Origin of the sequence: Paenibacillus alba (assembly GCF_013204855.1) — a bacterium.
Classification (GTDB): Bacteria; Bacillota; Bacilli; order Paenibacillales; family NBRC-103111; genus Paenibacillus_E; species Paenibacillus_E alba.
In genome coordinates this window covers 551,861-567,240 of record NZ_JABMKZ010000002.1, presented here as the reverse complement: position 1 = coordinate 567,240, position 15,380 = coordinate 551,861, and the positions used below count along the sequence as shown (strand labels likewise).

Below are 15,380 nucleotides of genomic sequence, written 5' to 3'. Positions count from 1 at the left end.
GAAAAGGGGTTTTGGTGTCAAATATTGCTTAACGTCCGCCAATTTCGATTGGCACTGTATTCGACTTGCCTACGGTGGTTTCCTTAGAATCCTTCACATGAACCTGAATGTCCCAAATGCCTGCTTTCAGCAAGCTGCCTTCGACTTTAGCGGTTAGGTTATGCTCATCCTGCCAAGTTGTCGGGACTGCTTTTCCGTTCAAGGTCACAAACCCAAGTGGCGGTAAATTATTGCCTTTCACCGAAAGGGTTATGCTGGAACGTCCTGAGATATCGCGGGAATCAGCTTCAACTGTATTCAGTGTAATCGGACCGAATCCAAGCATATACTTGGAATTAATAATAGGCACTTTGTAATCTTTATAAGCATGCCTGTCACCGAAAATAATGTCATATTGCAGCGTGTCGTAGTTTTTTAGATCCTGTTCATTAATGTTCATCGCTTGGTAATAATCTTTTGGAGGAATGATCGGAATCTTTTTGACAAGCTGGCTTAGAAAGTCCGTATAATAGCTGCCTTGCTGCTTGGATAATTCAATGAGATAAGGACCCAAAAAAGACGGGCTGATGTCAAGCTTATCCTTGCGCTCCGTATCAAAATTATTCCATACCACGAGTGGAACGCTGTACATCTTTTTCAGGAAATCAGGGTCGTCTTTGCCGCTGATATACTTCGTATCGATGTAAGTGGCATAATCATCGCCAAGCGCCGGGAGGTGATCTCCCCAGAAAGCGATAATGGTCGGTTCGCCTTTTCTCTCGTAATACTCAACAAGCTCCTTGAGCATATTGTCCGAGGCATTGATGCCTTGGGCAAGCGTTTCAAGCATACCTTGCGACGAAGGTGACATATCGCCAGAAACATCGAAATTATTTTTGGGAAATTTGCCAGGGTAAAAATGAAAATGATTTTCCATCGTATTGGCAAAAACAAAATCCGGTCCATCGCTTAATTCGGTCGCATGTATAATATTGGCTGCAACTTCATGATCGGCGATATAAGGGCCTGAATAATTAGGCTTAAAGTATTCAATCGGAATATATTTCGAGAAGCCGAAGTCCTTATAAATTTTGTTGCTGTTGAAATACCAATTGTAGAAAGGGCTGATAGCAGTTGATGTATAGCCTTGTCTAGCATAAATACTCGCTAAAGAATCGACTTCGCCTGTAATGAATTGATTGTAGGCAATGGAACCCTGAGGCAGAAAACGCATAGAGTTTCCGGTCAAAACCTCAAATTCGACATTCGCGGTGCCGCCGCCATATTGCGGTGAAAGCATGGTTCCGCTCGTTCCTGTTTGCTGCAACTTATGAAAGAACGGTATGGGATCTTTGCTGAAGGTTGCTCCTTTGATGACCGTTGGGTCCCAAAAGGCTTCACTTAGTACGACAATGACGTTCGGCTTAACAGGATTGCCAGGATCGCCGGCTTTAATCGGTTTGGGTGTCTGGCTGACAATAGCCTCGACGGCTTTATCGTCGTAGCCTTCGCGTTTATCAAAAAGCATCGACTTCGTATTGAGAACCGTGGCTAGCGCGTAACCGTTCGTCGTTGTGTTCTCCACTTGGTTCCAGACAGAGGCTTTAATCCCGAACCATTTTTGAATCGGTAGAGGCAGGTCTGTGTAAACAGCCGTTAACATCGCAAGAGCAATAATCGCCAAAATGCCACGTTCTTTTAATGCCACTTTTTTCATAAATAAGGGTGTGCGGTACAACAAGTAATAGCTGCTTGCCAAGAAAAATACGATCATAATCAAAATGTTGAAGCTGAAAATATTGGAGAGGTATTTCACCATATCCGATGCTTCACCTGCTAAAACAATGTCCCAAGGGGTCAAAGGGACTCCTAGGATTTTCAGTTTAATACCGCTGATTAGCGCTAATGAAAGCAGTAGTGCGGATACGACCCAATATGCGATTTTGGTACGACCTATCATAGCGATGAATAAGAGCAGAAGACTGAGGACGATCCATTCATTAAAAAGGAGCTCCAGCACATGCTTAAAGCCCCATGTGATCGTTTCTATATATTGCCCTCGGCTCAAGATTTCCATGACCACTACAGGGATAAATGCTATAAGGGCTAGCGGCCACCGTTGCCGTAATAATAGGAGCAAGCGATTAAGTTGATTTTTCATAGGTTCTCCTAAAAAGAATGAATTAAGAAATTGTAAATGACAACTGACATTATACCATGGGCGGTCATAATATTCGATGGCAGAATATCTAACAATTTTTATAAGAATAGGAGATTGAATGGCGTTCTTTTAGGGAGGAAATCGAACAGTTTGTCGAGAAATATATTTAGAAGATGATGAGATACGGAGGGGATTAGCCTTGGCCAACGAACAAGTTCAATATCAGAATAAGGCAGCAGTACATGCACAACATCGAAGAATGACCAAAAGCGCCCTATTGCGGCGCGGTGTGTTCCTCTTCATAGGGGCAGCCTTAATGTCAGTGGGACTGGAGATATTCCTGGTTCCCAACAAAATTATCGATGGCGGCATCACAGGGATTTCCATTATTTTATCGTATTTGACCCATGTGCAAGTCGGACTATTTTTGACCTTGTTAAATATCCCGTTCTTATTTATCGGCTATAAAATGATTGGCAAAACCTTTGCACTTTCGACATTTTTCGCCATTCTGGTCATGTCCATCGGAACATGGCTGCTTCATCCCGTACATGAACTGACGAATGATCCTTTATTGGCTGCCGTATTCGGAGGCATTATTCTGGGCATCGGGGTTGGGATGGTCATCAGATTCGGGGGTTCACTGGACGGCACGGAAATTATTGCGATTCTGGTATCCAAAAAGCTGCCTTTTTCAGTAGGCGAGATCGTCATGTTCTTCAACTTATTCATCCTTGGCAGCGCGGGGTTTGTCTATAGCTGGGATCGCGCCATGTATTCGCTAATCGCCTATTTCATCGCTTATAAAATGATTGATGTGACGATTGAAGGATTCGATGAGTCCAAATCCGTTTGGATCATCAGTGATAGTTTCCGCCAAATTGGCGAAGCGATTTTAGATCGTTTGGGGCGCGGCGTTACGTATCTGGAAGGGGAAGGTGGATTCTCCGGAGATAATAAGAAGGTGATCTTCTGTGTCATTACAAGGCTGGAGGAAGCGAAGCTAAAGTCCATCGTGGGTGAGCTTGATCCAAAAGCATTTCTGGCAGTCGGCAACATCCACGATGTCAAAGGTGGAAGATTTAAGAAGAAGGACATTCACTAGTCCGCTTTGTCCGTACCCTTCGTTGTTTCTCCTCGTTCAAATAAGCCTAAATCTCTGATTTTCTGAGCGGCATCCTTGCTGCTGGGACTACCGAGTTTTTTCAAAATATGTCCGACATGAATTTTGACCGTTCGCAAAGAGATGAAGAAACGGCTAGCAATTTCGGTTTGCGTGTGCCCTTGATCAATCATCTCCAGTACTTGCAGCTCGGTAGGAGTAATCAAATCACTGATTTCTTTTACTTTGAATTGATGCTCGAGCTTTTTGAGTCTGCGGAATTCTTCTCGCATCTGCTCGGCGACCGCGGCGTTAATGGCGGATTGACGGGCATGAACAGCGCGGATAATGCCAGGCAGCTCTTCGTAGCGAGATTTGATTTGATAGTCGATGGCGCCGGCTTGAAAGGAACGAAAGATAAAATCCTTTTCTTCCATCGAAGTCAGCATGATGACTTTCACGCCCCATGAAAGAACAGCTTGCTCAGCCAGTCCGATTCCGGCGGGCTCATCTTGCAGCATGATATCCATCAACAGGACGTCAACGCCGGGATCAGCTTCTGTGAAAAGCTCTTTGGCCTCCTCTGAGGTCGATACGGTGCCAACGACGCTCAGATCTGTCTGGCGATTCAGATAAGCTTTGAGGCCGCGCAGCCAGTCTAAATCATCTTCAACAATAAAAACGCGAATTGCTTCCAAGTCAGAATCCCCCTTATGTCTGTAATCGGTTGCCAGGGAAGATCAGGAACACACTTGTTCCTTTCCCAGGCTCACTGCTTAACTCCAACGATCCCCCATGCTTTTTCATCACACTGTAGCAATAAGCAAGGCCAAGTCCAAAATTGTTGCGGCTGCCGCTTTTGGTCGTATAAAAGGGCTCAAGCACTTGTTTCAACACCGATTTATCCATCCCCATACCGGTATCTTTGACTTCGATGACGATATTTTTTTTGGCATGAAAGGCTCTAATCGTAAGCTCGCCGCCGCTTGGCATAGCTTCTGCCGCATTCATCAGGACGTTGGTCAATGTTTCGGCAATTTGAATCGGATCGAGTAGAAGTTTCAAAGTGTCAGGAACGTTCTGATGCACATGAATTTTCGTCAAATAAGGATGCAGCGGCGGGATAACATCCTGCAAAAGCGCTGTCAAATGTACCGGAGAAACTCTGAGCGGAAGCTCCTGTGTTTGCTCATGGACACGACTAATCATGTCGCGAATGTGCATGGATGCGTTCATAACTACATCAATGTCTTGGATTAGCTCGGTTTGCTGGGTATCTTCGGCATGCTGCTTCATTTTCTCAAGAAATAAGCGCATTTTGCCAACATCATTTTTGATGGCATGGTTCAGAATGGCGGTTCCGGAAGTAATCGCCCGCAAAGTGGAGTCAAGCTTTCGGCGTTCGATGAGCAGGCGCATGCCCAGAAATCCGTATTTGAAAAAAGTATACACGAAGAAGGGCACGACAAAAGCCAAAATCCATACATGATAGACCCACATCCGGTAGAATCCGAAGCTTGGCATGACGTAATTAAGCACACCCACACATAGGATTGGCGGGAGAAGTGCCAGACATGTGAATAAATGCGTGCGTTTCAGTGCTGGCAGCCGCTCTTTTTTGATAATGATCAGTACAGCGCCGATCAATATATAAGGGAAAGCCCACGTGGCTACGACAGGAAAAGCGATGGGCATTTCTTCAGTGTAGCTTGGCGTGAACACCAGGCAGGCGATGGGCGGGACAAGCAGAGCAAAGGGCAGCCAAGTCCGAAGTTTCGGGTTTTGCCAAAATGTGTTGTAGGTTAAGGAGAGCATGGCGAACGAATAGGGTAAGCCATAATAAGAAATCAATGAGCATAGTCCCATGAAATTATAGAGCACTGATGCGATTGAAGGATTAGGTACAGTTTGCTGGATATAAGGGATGAAGTTCTCCGACAGAACAGCGGCAAGGGCACCAAATCCACCGGTAAAAACGACAGCGCTCATCCATCTCATTGTACTGGATCTTGGATCGATCATCATAAGACCAAGTGCAATAATCCATAAGGCAAATAGTACAAAAAGCATGATTCCTCCGTCAAATGAATAGATAGTTTCCTCTATTGTGGCATGGAGCCAACATTTGCACAAGAGTATCCTTTCCCTATGGGCTTAAGAGGAAATGGGCGAAGCTTCGCGAATAAGTGGATGAGAAGGGAGTGAAGTCTCATTGATGCAAAAAAGCGTTATGCCATAGCTATTTTGAAAATTGTAGGTAAAGTACTGCTTTGCGGAGTTTTCATTGTTGTCATAACCGTGATATTATCAATTGCAGCAGCTGTTGTAGCGATTCTAAGACATCCAGATCAGGAGCTCAGCATGGCTGGAATGGCTGGTGACCCCTTCTTTGTTAAGGCAGCATTGTGGGCACAAATTATTGGCTTTGTAGGTGGCGTTCTTCTTGCCTATGCCGTTTTTGAAAGGCGGAAAAGATGGGCGCTTGGTTTTGGAACACGTCAGATGGGACGAAAATTTAGCGCTGGTGTTCTCTTGGGGGCACTGCTGATGTCGGCCAGCACTTTCGGCATTTGGCTGTTTGGCGTCATTCTCTTTCATCTCAATTCTTGGACAAGCTCATTGGCATTGGAGCTGGTATGGGGATTCTTGCTCTTTATCGGCGTTGCGGTTAATGAGGAGCTTTTTGCACGAGGCTACTTGCAGGGACTGGTGAAAGAGAGATTTGGAACCACTTCGGCTGTAGTCGTGTCTACGCTCGTGTTTGCTTTGCTGCATTCGTTTAATCCGGGAATGTGGAACAATCCTGTGCCTTTGCTGAATTTGCTGCTGGCTGGCTTGTTGTTTGGCTTATGCCGAGAGTATTCTAACAGCTTGTGGATGCCGATTGGGCTGCATTTATCCTGGAATTATTTGCAGGGATGCATTTATGGCTTCGAGGTATCGGGCACCCCAATGCCCTCGCTCTTCACGCTAAAAATGAGTTATCCCAACAGTTCTTTGATTTCTGGCGGCAGCTTCGGGGCTGAGGGCAGTTTAGTTACGACTATGATTCTTATGCTTGGAATAGCAGGGCTTGTCTTGTATTATCGGAGACAATCACAGACTGTACATACGAACTAAGGAGGAAATTTCACATGAGTGCTTATGAAATTATTGCAAGTGAGTGGGACGGGGAGTCGACGCTTCGCCTCGTCGACCATGCGGCCGGAGCCGAGGCCGAGATCATCCCGGCCATCGGACTGCATTTGTTCCGCTTCGATGTGCGGAACCAAGCTTATATCGCGAAGCCAGCCAGCGTGGCCGAGCTTCGCGTTAAGTCTTCGCGCTACGGCGTGCCGATTCTGTTCCCGCCGGGGCGCGTCAAGCAAGCGGCCTTCTCCTTCGAAGGCCGCGAATACAGGCTCCCCGTGAATCGGGAGCCGGATCATGCCCACGGCGAGCTGCGCGAGCGGCCGTGGAAGGTCGTAGCCAGCGGCGCGGATGCGGCTGGCGGGGCTTATGTCTCCGCGGAGTTCGACTTCGCGGAGCACGCGGATGTGCTGGCGTATTGGCCGCACGCCGCATGCTTTCGCTTTACGTACCGTCTGAAGGACGGCACGTTGTCGCTCAGCGGTGAAATCGCCAACCGAAGCGGCAGCACGATGCCGCTTTCTCTTGGCTTTCACCCGTATTTCGCATACGCGGAGGGCGAAGCCGACCGCGTGCGGGTCGTGATTCCAGCGGCTGGGGAATGGCCGCTCAGCGAGGATGGCTACGCCGCAGGCGAGCCGGCGGCGTCAACGCTTACCGCGGCGCTGCAGCAAGGCGCGCACGTCACGGAGCTGCCAGGCTACCCTGGCGGCTCGCAGATGCTCAGCATGAAGCCTGGTCCGCAAACCTGTGAGCTGCATTACGAAGCTCGCAGGACGAAGCTGGTCTTCGACATGGGAGACCGTTTCCCCATTCACGTACTGTTTACCGCGCCATGGACGGATGCGGTCTCGCTTGAACCTTATACGAGCATCATGAACGTGTTCAATGAGCCTATTAAACCGGAGCTATCCGGTGCGCAAGGTTTAGCTTCTGGCGAAACCTTCACATTCGAGTGGTCGCTTCGAATCGAATCTCACCAGGGCTCGTAGGCCATACCAATCGTCGAGTAGCCTGAGTAGGAATGCTGATGGAGCTCAGTAATCAGGCCATCTGCCTTGGCCGATTGGACCAGGGCGCCGGAACGGGATGTATTGTAGGCATTCAATTCAACAATCCCTTCAAGCAGATGAATATGAGTGCCATTCTGAAGGGCAATGGCGGGTCCAGATATTCCGAAATAGTTATGATAGTGCCCATAGCGAATGCCCGTGATGCCTTGATACTGATGAACATGACCATCATTGGCAGTTCCGTTTACACTGAACGTATAAACCCTTAGTAGATGATGATGCTTCAACTCTTCTGAAGTGATGCTCTTGAAGAAATGCACATGAGCAGGCGGAATGCAAGAAGTCATGCCCAAAACCCCCCTGGAACAGGATATGCTTTCATCCTATTCCAAAGGGGGTTTTGTCATGACTAGGGGAGAGGATAGAAATTGGATTGACCAATCTTCATCTTTTTATCATCATAAATGCGAACCTCTACTTGATGCGGCTTGCTTTCCTCTAAACGAGGGTTGTCCGAATCGGAAAGATCCACAAAAAGGGAGTCCTCACCGTCAAAATTTGATTTGAAAGCTAAGCCATCAATATAGACGTTACAGGAGGAATAGAAAGGGGTACCTATGACCTGTAACTTATTTTCGCTTCGTAGGACCTTAGAAATGATAGGATCTCCGTAACCTAGAACATATCCAGGCTGTACAATCGTATTTTTGATGCCTTTCGCTTCGTATCCGTAGTGACCGCCAAACAAATTATCATATTGCAGCTTCATGTAATCAGCTAGATCCTTGTTTTGAATACCATACTTATCCCACATGTCCTGCGGCGGAATAACCGGGATTTTTTGCGATAGTTCATAGAGATAATCCGTATAGTAGCTGCCTTGAATGCCTGCCATATGAAGCAGTGTAGGCCCCAAGAACGAAGGACTTAGCTTGAGATTTAATTGCTCCTGCTCAGCTGGCAGGAAATTGTTCCATATCAGAAAAGGCGTGTAATGTGTTTTTGTGTACAAATCAGGATCATTTGGAAGGACATATTTGGCATCCCGATACACCTTGTAGTCTTCTTCGAAGAATGGAAAATGATCTCCAAAAAAGAGGATAATGGTAGGTTCACCCTTTTTCGTATAATAGTCCACCAAAGATTGCAGCGCTTTGTCTGTGCCGGATATCCCTTGGGCATAAGTTTCTAGAATACCTTTGGATTCCGAACTAATATCCCCAGTCACTTCAATCGTATTTTGGGCAAATTTGCCGGGCTTAAAAGGATGATGGTTTTCCATCGTGTTGGCAAAAACAAAGTCAGGTCCCGAACTTTTCTCCGTTTCCTCGATAATTTTCTTCACCACAGCCCGGTCCGCATAGTTGGGCCCCTCAAAATCATTCGGGAAAAATTCACTGGAAATAAACCTGGAGAAACCAAAATGCTTGTACACTTTTCTACTATCAAAGAAATAACTGAAAAAAGGATTAATGGATGTAGCCGTATATCCCTGCCTCGTTGCAATACTGGCTAATGAATCCACGCCATGGTTCATGTATTGGATATAAGGCAATATTTTATCAGGCGATTTCCCGAAAAATCGCATAGAATTGCCAGAAAGCACTTCGAATTCAACATTGGCCGTACTGCCGCCGAATTGGGGAGACAACATCAAGCCGCTCGTGAACGTTTTCTGTAGTTGATGTAAATTTGGAATCGGGTCGCGGCTAAACGTGATATTTTTCATGACAGTAGGATCCATGAATGATTCACCAAGCATGACTATAATGTTCGGCTTTTTGCCACTCGCTGTTTTTGGTTCTGGAATCTGATCCAGAATGGAGGCGACTGCTTTTTTGCTGTAACCGTCTGGTTTGGCAACATTCAAAAACCCAAGCATCTGTACGGATGAAAAAAGGTAGCCATTTTCGTCATACGTAATCGTTTGATCCCACGGTACCGTATAGATGCCATAGGCATTCATGAATGGAATGGGCTTGTCCATGTATAGACTCGTTGCCATCACTATTGCGATAACAGCGTAAATAGTACGCTCAATCCACGTCAATTGAATGCGCAAGCGCTTATTGAGATTTAGCAAATAGAATAAAAGGGCAGTAACGACGACAAAGACGATCAGGGTTCCAATAATTCGAATGTTTAAATACCCATACAGAAAAGTCTTGTACGCCATAATTTGATTGTTAAAAAATAAATCCCACGGATAATAGGGAGCGCCTATGGCTTTTAATTTACTGCCGCTTATCGCACCAAGTGGAAGCAAAATAACGCACAGCAGCCAAAATGAGAGCTGAATTCTTGCGGATACCGCGATTAAAAAGAGATACAAAGTACCGACCACGAAGTAGGCAAGCACCATAGAAAGCGGGTGGCTCATCACCCATTTGTGCAGCTCTTCATAAGTGCCTCTCTCCAAAAATTCGACCATGCCCATTAATAAAAAAGGCAAAATAAGGATCAAAATACGCGAGGGTAGATGCTTAAGTGTAGTTAGTAAAGTAGTCATTCGTTGGACTCCTGTTCTAGATATGCCATGCCATTCGTCCATTATCTTATATCTGTTGAAAAGATGAAAGATACCTCATTGAAAAAAAATTGCCACAACCTAATCCCTTCATGTTATAATCAACATCGCTTTGCAAAGCGAAGCCGCGGTTCGGGAACTTCCCGCGTTATCAAAACTAGGGGGATTAGAATGTTTAATTTTGTATGGGGCGTAGGATTCGTCCTCGTTAATTTTGTGCTGTTTCTCATTTGCTATCGCATGTTTGGCAAGCAAGGCCTGTATGCATGGGTAGGGGTAGCTACCGTTCTGGCTAACATCCAAGTGGTTAAGACCATTGATATGTTTGGTCTGGTTATGACCCTTGGGAATACCATGTATGGCACGATTTATTTGACAACGGACTTGCTCAACGAGAAGTACGGGGAAAAAGAAGCGAAAAAAGCGGTTTGGTTCGGTTTTTTCACGCTGATTATGACCATCATCATTATGCAGATGGCGATGAAGTTCACTCCCCAGGCTAGTGATTTTGGGCTAGCAGCTCAGTCATCCCTGGAAACGATTTTTGGTCTTTTGCCGCGGATTGCGCTTGGCAGTTTGACAGCATACTTGATCAGCCAGTTCCTGGACGTAAGAATTTACACGTATTTGAAAAAGCTCTTCTCAGCGCGAAACCAGCTTTGGATTCGCAATAATGGCTCTACCGGGATCAGTCAACTGGTCGATTCTTTTGTGTTTTGCACCATTGCTTTCGCGGGTGTTTATGATTGGAATGTGTGGCTGCAGATCTTCTTAACCACGTACGGAATTAAATTCGTTATATCCATTGCATCGACACCGGTGCTTTATATAGCCAGGAATTTTGTGTTTAAGTCTTGAAGCCGAAAAAGCCGACTCCTCTTGCAAAGAGAAGTCGGCTTTTTATTTGCAATATATAGAAAGAATTAAGATTCCTCGCTGATCTGCTGTAAAACCTGTGAGAAGGTAGCGGATGGCTGCGCTCCTGTTAACGCGTATTTCCCGTTAATAACGAAAAAGGGAACCCCAGTCACACCGGCCTGACTAGCAAATGCCAGATCACCCTCAACGGCTTCCAGACCTTCCTTGGCGAGCAGAGACGCTGCTAGTTGTGATCGGTTCAAGCCAAGCTGTTCAGCAAGCTCAAGCAAAACATCAACCTGCCCGATATCTTTTCCATCTTCAAAGTAGGCTTGAAAAATAGCGTCAACAAGCTCTTTTTTGTTCTCTGTAGGTGCGATTGCGATAAGCTGATGTGCTTTTAGCGTATTTGGCATTTTTTCCACTTTGGAGAAATCGAAATGCAAGCCGGAAGCTTTGCCTGCATCTGTTACTTGCTGCAGCATGCCATTCAATCGATCCTCATCTGCGCGCATTTTCTTAACCATGACATCGCGGAAAGGAGACCCCTCCTCTGGCGTCGAGGGGTCGAGCTGATAAGCGCGGTAATGAACCTCAACGGGCTCAGCTGTAAATTCGGCGAGCGCATCCATTAAATTCTTTTTGCCGATCCGGCACCAAGGACAGACGACATCCTGAAAAATTTCTATAATCAAGTGAATTCAGACTCCTTTGATAAAAAAATAGTAACTATATTTTTATTATAAACCATTTGGAAGGAAATCTAAAATCCTTTCTTCAGCTCCTAATTCATCTGCCGGAATTTTTCAGGCGTGAGCCCAATCTGTTTTCGGAAACTGGCCACAAAATGGCTGACATCACGAAAACCGACACCTTTAGCGATATCAGTAATCGTCAGTTGTCTATGACTCAGTAACATTTCCTTCGACTTACGGAGCCGCATTCGAATTAAATAGGAATAAGGCGAAAGTCCGAAAGCGTGCTGAAACAACGTATTCAAGTGTCTGGGCGTTACTTTGAGAACTTCAGCCATCTGTTCAAGACCCGTGTCTGGGTTATCATAATGCACGTCTAGCCAATCTAGCAGAGGCTGTAAATGCCGCATTTGGTTACTTATCGAAATCCGATTATTGATTTGACCTTGTTTTTTAAGCTGAATGAAAAATCGGTACAAATCTGCTGAAGCATCATAACCGGAATAATCATTTTCGGTAGCTAAGCTCGTTAACATGCGTTCTATTTCCAATTCCAGAGATCCTTGTTCATCCCAACGATAAACAGCAGACTCATTCAACTCCAATGTGTTCAAAATAGCCTCCGCACAACTTCCCCTAAACGTAACATATTGCGTACACCACTTGTCCGTCACAGCCCAATAAGAGTGAGGTATTCCAGGAAGTAATAACACCCCTGAACCTTTCGTTAAGTGATGTTTTTTCCCTCCCATCATAAATTCGCCTTCACCCTCATAAGTTTGCAGCCAGTGATAATTAGGAATCCCCTCAGGTCTTATTATTTTTTCCTGATCTTCATGGTGCCCAATACTTTCGATAAAAATTGGAAGCGGTTGCGCTGTGGAAGGCGTCAATTCATATCTTGTGTGCATATCGCCACATTCCTGTTCCATTTTATTATATAAGGATACAAGAATATTATATTTTAAGATGATTCGGAATCCAATACAATGTATTTATTCTTATATCCTTCAAGAAATAAAGAGGTGTTTGCAATGATAAATGATAAACTTCCAAAAATCTGGTATGGCGGAGATTACAACCCAGAACAATGGGACAAAGAAATCATGAATGAAGATTTACGCATGTTTAAACTAGCAGGGATTGATGTAGCTACCATCAATGTATTTTCTTGGGCTTTATTACAGCCAAGTGAAGATATCTATGATTTTACTTGGCTGGATGACATCATCGAGCGTTTATACGCAAGTGGGACATATGTATGTTTAGCTACAAGCACTGGGGCTCATCCGGCTTGGATGGCACGCAAATACCCGGATGTACTCCGTGTGGATTTTGAAGGTCGCAAGCGTAAATTTGGCGCAAGACACAATTCTTGTCCGAACAGCCCGACTTATCGGAAATACTCTGAACGTATAGCTGAAAAGCTAGCTGAGCGCTACAAGGATCATCCCGCCATTCTGATCTGGCACATTTCCAATGAGTATGGAGGTTATTGCTATTGTGACCAATGTGCAGACGGGTTTCGCACTTGGCTGCAAGCACGATATGCAACCTTGGGGCAAGTCAATAAAGCTTGGAATACCAATTTTTGGGGCCATACCTTCTATGATTGGGAAGACATCGTTCCGCCGAATGCACTTTCCGAAGAGTGGGCAGGAGACAATACCTGCTTTCAAGGGATCTCATTAGATTATCGACGATTTATGTCGGATAGTTTGCTCGACTGTTACAAGTTGGAATACGACGCTATTAAAAAACATACTCCCGAACTCCCAATCACAACCAATTTGATGGGACTCTATAAAGAACTTGACTATTTCAAATGGGCTAAGCATTTGGATGTCATTTCTTGGGACAATTATCCGTCCTTCAACACGCCGATCAGCTTGACAGCCATGACCCATGATCTTATGCGCGGTTTAAAAGAGGGTCAGCCATTCATGCTGATGGAACAAACGCCAAGCCAGCAAAACTGGCAGCCCTACAACTCGCTCAAGCGACCAGGCGTGATGAAGCTTTGGAGCTACCAAGCCGTTGCTCGCGGCGCAGATACCGTTATGTTCTTTCAGCTGCGCCGCTCAGTGGGTGCCTGTGAAAAATACCATGGAGCCGTCATCGAGCACGGTGGTCATGAACATACAAGAGTATTCCGCGAGTGCGCAGAATTAGGCGCTGAACTTCAAACACTCTCAGATAAACTGCTGGATGCCAGAGTCAACACTCGCGTCGGAATCGTCTATGATTGGGAAAACCGGTGGGCAGTCGAACTATCCAGTGGGCCAACCGTTGCCCTCCAATACGTAGATGAAGTCCACAAATACTATGACGCCCTTTTTCAGCAAAACATACAAGCCAATCTCATCAGCACAGACGCAGACTTCTCAAATTACGACATCATCATTGCACCTGTTCTCTACATGGTCAAAAAAGGCTTCGCTAAACAAATAGAACATTTCGTTCATGAGGGTGGAACCTTCCTAACCACCTTCTTCAGCGGCATTGTTAACGAAAACGATATCGTAACCCTCGGCGGCTATCCTGGCGAGCTGCGCAAAGTACTTGGTATCTGGGCAGAAGAAATCGATGCCTTATTCCCAGAGCAAAGCAACCAAATCGTCCTCACTGAGTCATGGGGGGCACTACACGGCCAATATCAATGTGGATTGCTATGTGATTTAATCCATGCAGAAGGAGCAGAAGTCGCTGCCGTATACGGCAGCGAATTTTATCAGGGAATGCCAGTCCTAACCGTAAACAAATTCGGCGCAGGACAAGCCTGGTACGTCGCTTCAAGCCCAGAACCCGCCTTTTTACAAGGCTTACTCGGAAATCTATGCAAAGAAAAAGGCATCACAGCACCCATCCCGCCCGTAGCCGGTATAGAAGTTACAACAAGAACAACAGCAAACAATTCCTACCTATTCGTCTTAAATCATAATGACCAACCAACAAGCATAGAACTTGGCGACCTAACAGGTACAGACCTCATAACCGGGGAACCAATCAAGAACAAAATCACCCTACCGCCAAAAGGAGTTCTAATCCTAGAAAAAAATTAACCACCCCAACAAGCGATGTCTTTCACTTTCGAGCGGAAACCATTCAAAGAAAGTGACAGACATCGCACAACGAACCACAGCACCAGCCACAGCACGAACCACACCACCAACTACCCTACGAACCAAACCACCAGCCCCACCACCAGCTAGAGCACTAACCCCACCACCATCCGCACTACGAAACACACCTTTAACCGTACCCCAAAAATGACACGTGCATAAAGATATATTAGATTTCTATGGCACTATAATCTGAGACCATTCTTAACGGTATTGCCCATCCCGGGTATCCTATTCTTTGAATACTCAGATTCTGCGATATCTACAAAACGTACTTTATTTGTTTGGGACAGTAGGTAGTTAACCCTGCCGATTGATGTAACTGATTAAATGAAATGGTTATTAAGCGGTCGAAACAATGGCATTTTCAAGTAGGATTACCGGATATCATCCTTCTTTAATAACATAGTTTAAAAGAATTATCTCAGCGAATGAATCAATTAGGGCTAGCTAAACTACCATAACTCTGAGGACTATCATTGGCACTAGAGGACTAGAATTACCATAGTCACAAGAGAGGTAGGGTTAGTGGAGCCGCAAGAGGAGAGAGCTGAGCGGAGCTAGAAGAGAGGCGGGCTGACCGGAGCCAGCAAGAGGATTGGGCTGACAGGGATTAGAAGAGGTGAGAGCTAGTCGGAGCATGAAGAGGATCGAGCTGCAGGAGCAAAAAAGAAGAATGAACTGACTGGAACGACTAAAGAAGTGAGTGGAGTAAGAGTAGCTAGGGGCTAGAAATATCGGGGTCATTTGAGGACCAGAAAATGGAGAACCGTAAAGCACGCAGACTATTGAAG

12 protein-coding genes are annotated in these 15,380 nt (G+C 45.6%); 5 read left to right on the top strand and 7 right to left on the bottom strand.

The window, feature by feature from the left end; genetic code table 11:
• Positions 1-28: 28 nt before the first annotated feature.
• A complete protein-coding gene (locus tag HQN90_RS02845) occupies positions 29-2,140 on the bottom strand; it encodes an LTA synthase family protein (RefSeq protein WP_173216189.1) in 2,112 nt (703 codons plus the stop codon).
• A gap of 259 nt (positions 2,141-2,399) precedes the next feature.
• Here HQN90_RS02845 and HQN90_RS02840 point away from each other — a divergent pair, with 259 nt between their 5' ends.
• Positions 2,400-3,245: a YitT family protein gene (locus HQN90_RS02840; protein ID WP_173216491.1), complete on the top strand. Its 846-nt coding sequence runs from the start codon at positions 2,400-2,402 to the stop codon at positions 3,243-3,245.
• On the opposite strand, the gene HQN90_RS02835 is transcribed toward HQN90_RS02840, so the two are convergent.
• Positions 3,242-3,940 (bottom strand): response regulator transcription factor, encoded by a 699-nt coding sequence (locus HQN90_RS02835; RefSeq protein WP_173216187.1) that lies wholly within the window; start codon positions 3,938-3,940, stop codon positions 3,242-3,244. The two genes, HQN90_RS02840 and HQN90_RS02835, sit on opposite strands and share 4 nt — an antisense overlap.
• 13 nt (positions 3,941-3,953) lie before the next feature.
• A complete protein-coding gene (locus HQN90_RS02830; RefSeq protein ID WP_173216185.1) occupies positions 3,954-5,312 on the bottom strand; it encodes a sensor histidine kinase in 1,359 nt (452 codons plus the stop codon).
• 291 nt (positions 5,313-5,603) lie between these two features.
• Between HQN90_RS02830 and HQN90_RS02825 the strand changes: the two genes are divergently transcribed.
• Together HQN90_RS02825 and HQN90_RS02820 are read left to right on the top strand one after the other, a co-directional pair.
• Positions 5,604-6,362, top strand: coding sequence for a CPBP family intramembrane glutamic endopeptidase (locus HQN90_RS02825; protein WP_173216183.1), 759 nt, complete (start codon positions 5,604-5,606; stop codon positions 6,360-6,362).
• A 14-nt stretch (positions 6,363-6,376) separates the two neighbouring features.
• The gene (locus tag HQN90_RS02820; RefSeq protein WP_173216181.1) at positions 6,377-7,363 is read left to right on the top strand and encodes an aldose 1-epimerase; all 987 of its coding nucleotides are present in this window, start codon (positions 6,377-6,379) and stop codon (positions 7,361-7,363) included.
• On the opposite strand, the gene HQN90_RS02815 is transcribed toward HQN90_RS02820, so the two are convergent.
• Together HQN90_RS02815 and HQN90_RS02810 are read right to left on the bottom strand one after the other, a co-directional pair.
• Complete coding sequence (locus tag HQN90_RS02815) at positions 7,348-7,731, bottom strand: YmaF family protein (RefSeq protein WP_173216179.1); 384 nt, start codon at positions 7,729-7,731, stop codon at positions 7,348-7,350. The genes HQN90_RS02820 and HQN90_RS02815 overlap by 16 nt on opposite strands.
• A gap of 62 nt (positions 7,732-7,793) precedes the next feature.
• Positions 7,794-9,893, bottom strand: coding sequence for an LTA synthase family protein (locus tag HQN90_RS02810; RefSeq protein ID WP_173216177.1), 2,100 nt, complete (start codon positions 9,891-9,893; stop codon positions 7,794-7,796).
• Between the two features lie 189 nt (positions 9,894-10,082).
• Here HQN90_RS02810 and HQN90_RS02805 point away from each other — a divergent pair, with 189 nt between their 5' ends.
• The gene (locus HQN90_RS02805; protein WP_173216175.1) at positions 10,083-10,769 is read left to right on the top strand and encodes a queuosine precursor transporter; all 687 of its coding nucleotides are present in this window, start codon (positions 10,083-10,085) and stop codon (positions 10,767-10,769) included.
• A 65-nt stretch (positions 10,770-10,834) separates the two neighbouring features.
• On the opposite strand, the gene HQN90_RS02800 is transcribed toward HQN90_RS02805, so the two are convergent.
• Both HQN90_RS02800 and HQN90_RS02795 read right to left on the bottom strand, forming a co-directional pair.
• Positions 10,835-11,464 carry a DsbA family oxidoreductase gene (locus tag HQN90_RS02800; protein ID WP_173216173.1) on the bottom strand — a complete coding sequence of 210 codons (630 nt, stop codon included), beginning with the start codon at positions 11,462-11,464 and terminating at the stop codon, positions 10,835-10,837.
• A gap of 89 nt (positions 11,465-11,553) precedes the next feature.
• Positions 11,554-12,375, bottom strand: a complete 822-nt coding sequence (locus HQN90_RS02795) for an AraC family transcriptional regulator (RefSeq protein WP_173216171.1) — start codon at positions 12,373-12,375, stop codon at positions 11,554-11,556.
• A gap of 123 nt (positions 12,376-12,498) precedes the next feature.
• Here HQN90_RS02795 and HQN90_RS02790 point away from each other — a divergent pair, with 123 nt between their 5' ends.
• Positions 12,499-14,526: a beta-galactosidase gene (locus HQN90_RS02790; RefSeq protein WP_173216169.1), complete on the top strand. Its 2,028-nt coding sequence runs from the start codon at positions 12,499-12,501 to the stop codon at positions 14,524-14,526.
• Positions 14,527-15,380: the final 854 nt, after the last annotated feature.

What these genes read in the sequence shown, in the direction of transcription:
- HQN90_RS02845 (WP_173216189.1), bottom strand. Translation starts at nt 2,140, where the DNA reads ATGAAAAATCAACTTAATCGCTTGCTCCTATTATTACGGCAACGGTGG.
- HQN90_RS02840 (WP_173216491.1), top strand. Translation starts at nt 2,400, where the DNA reads ATGACCAAAAGCGCCCTATTGCGGCGCGGTGTGTTCCTCTTCATAGGG.
- HQN90_RS02830 (WP_173216185.1), bottom strand. Translation starts at nt 5,312, where the DNA reads ATGCTTTTTGTACTATTTGCCTTATGGATTATTGCACTTGGTCTTATG.
- HQN90_RS02825 (WP_173216183.1), top strand. Translation starts at nt 5,604, where the DNA reads ATGGCTGGAATGGCTGGTGACCCCTTCTTTGTTAAGGCAGCATTGTGG.
- HQN90_RS02820 (WP_173216181.1), top strand. Translation starts at nt 6,377, where the DNA reads ATGAGTGCTTATGAAATTATTGCAAGTGAGTGGGACGGGGAGTCGACG.
- HQN90_RS02815 (WP_173216179.1), bottom strand. Translation starts at nt 7,731, where the DNA reads ATGACTTCTTGCATTCCGCCTGCTCATGTGCATTTCTTCAAGAGCATC.
- HQN90_RS02810 (WP_173216177.1), bottom strand. Translation starts at nt 9,893, where the DNA reads ATGACTACTTTACTAACTACACTTAAGCATCTACCCTCGCGTATTTTG.
- HQN90_RS02805 (WP_173216175.1), top strand. Translation starts at nt 10,083, where the DNA reads ATGTTTAATTTTGTATGGGGCGTAGGATTCGTCCTCGTTAATTTTGTG.
- HQN90_RS02795 (WP_173216171.1), bottom strand. Translation starts at nt 12,375, where the DNA reads ATGCACACAAGATATGAATTGACGCCTTCCACAGCGCAACCGCTTCCA.
- HQN90_RS02790 (WP_173216169.1), top strand. Translation starts at nt 12,499, where the DNA reads ATGATAAATGATAAACTTCCAAAAATCTGGTATGGCGGAGATTACAAC.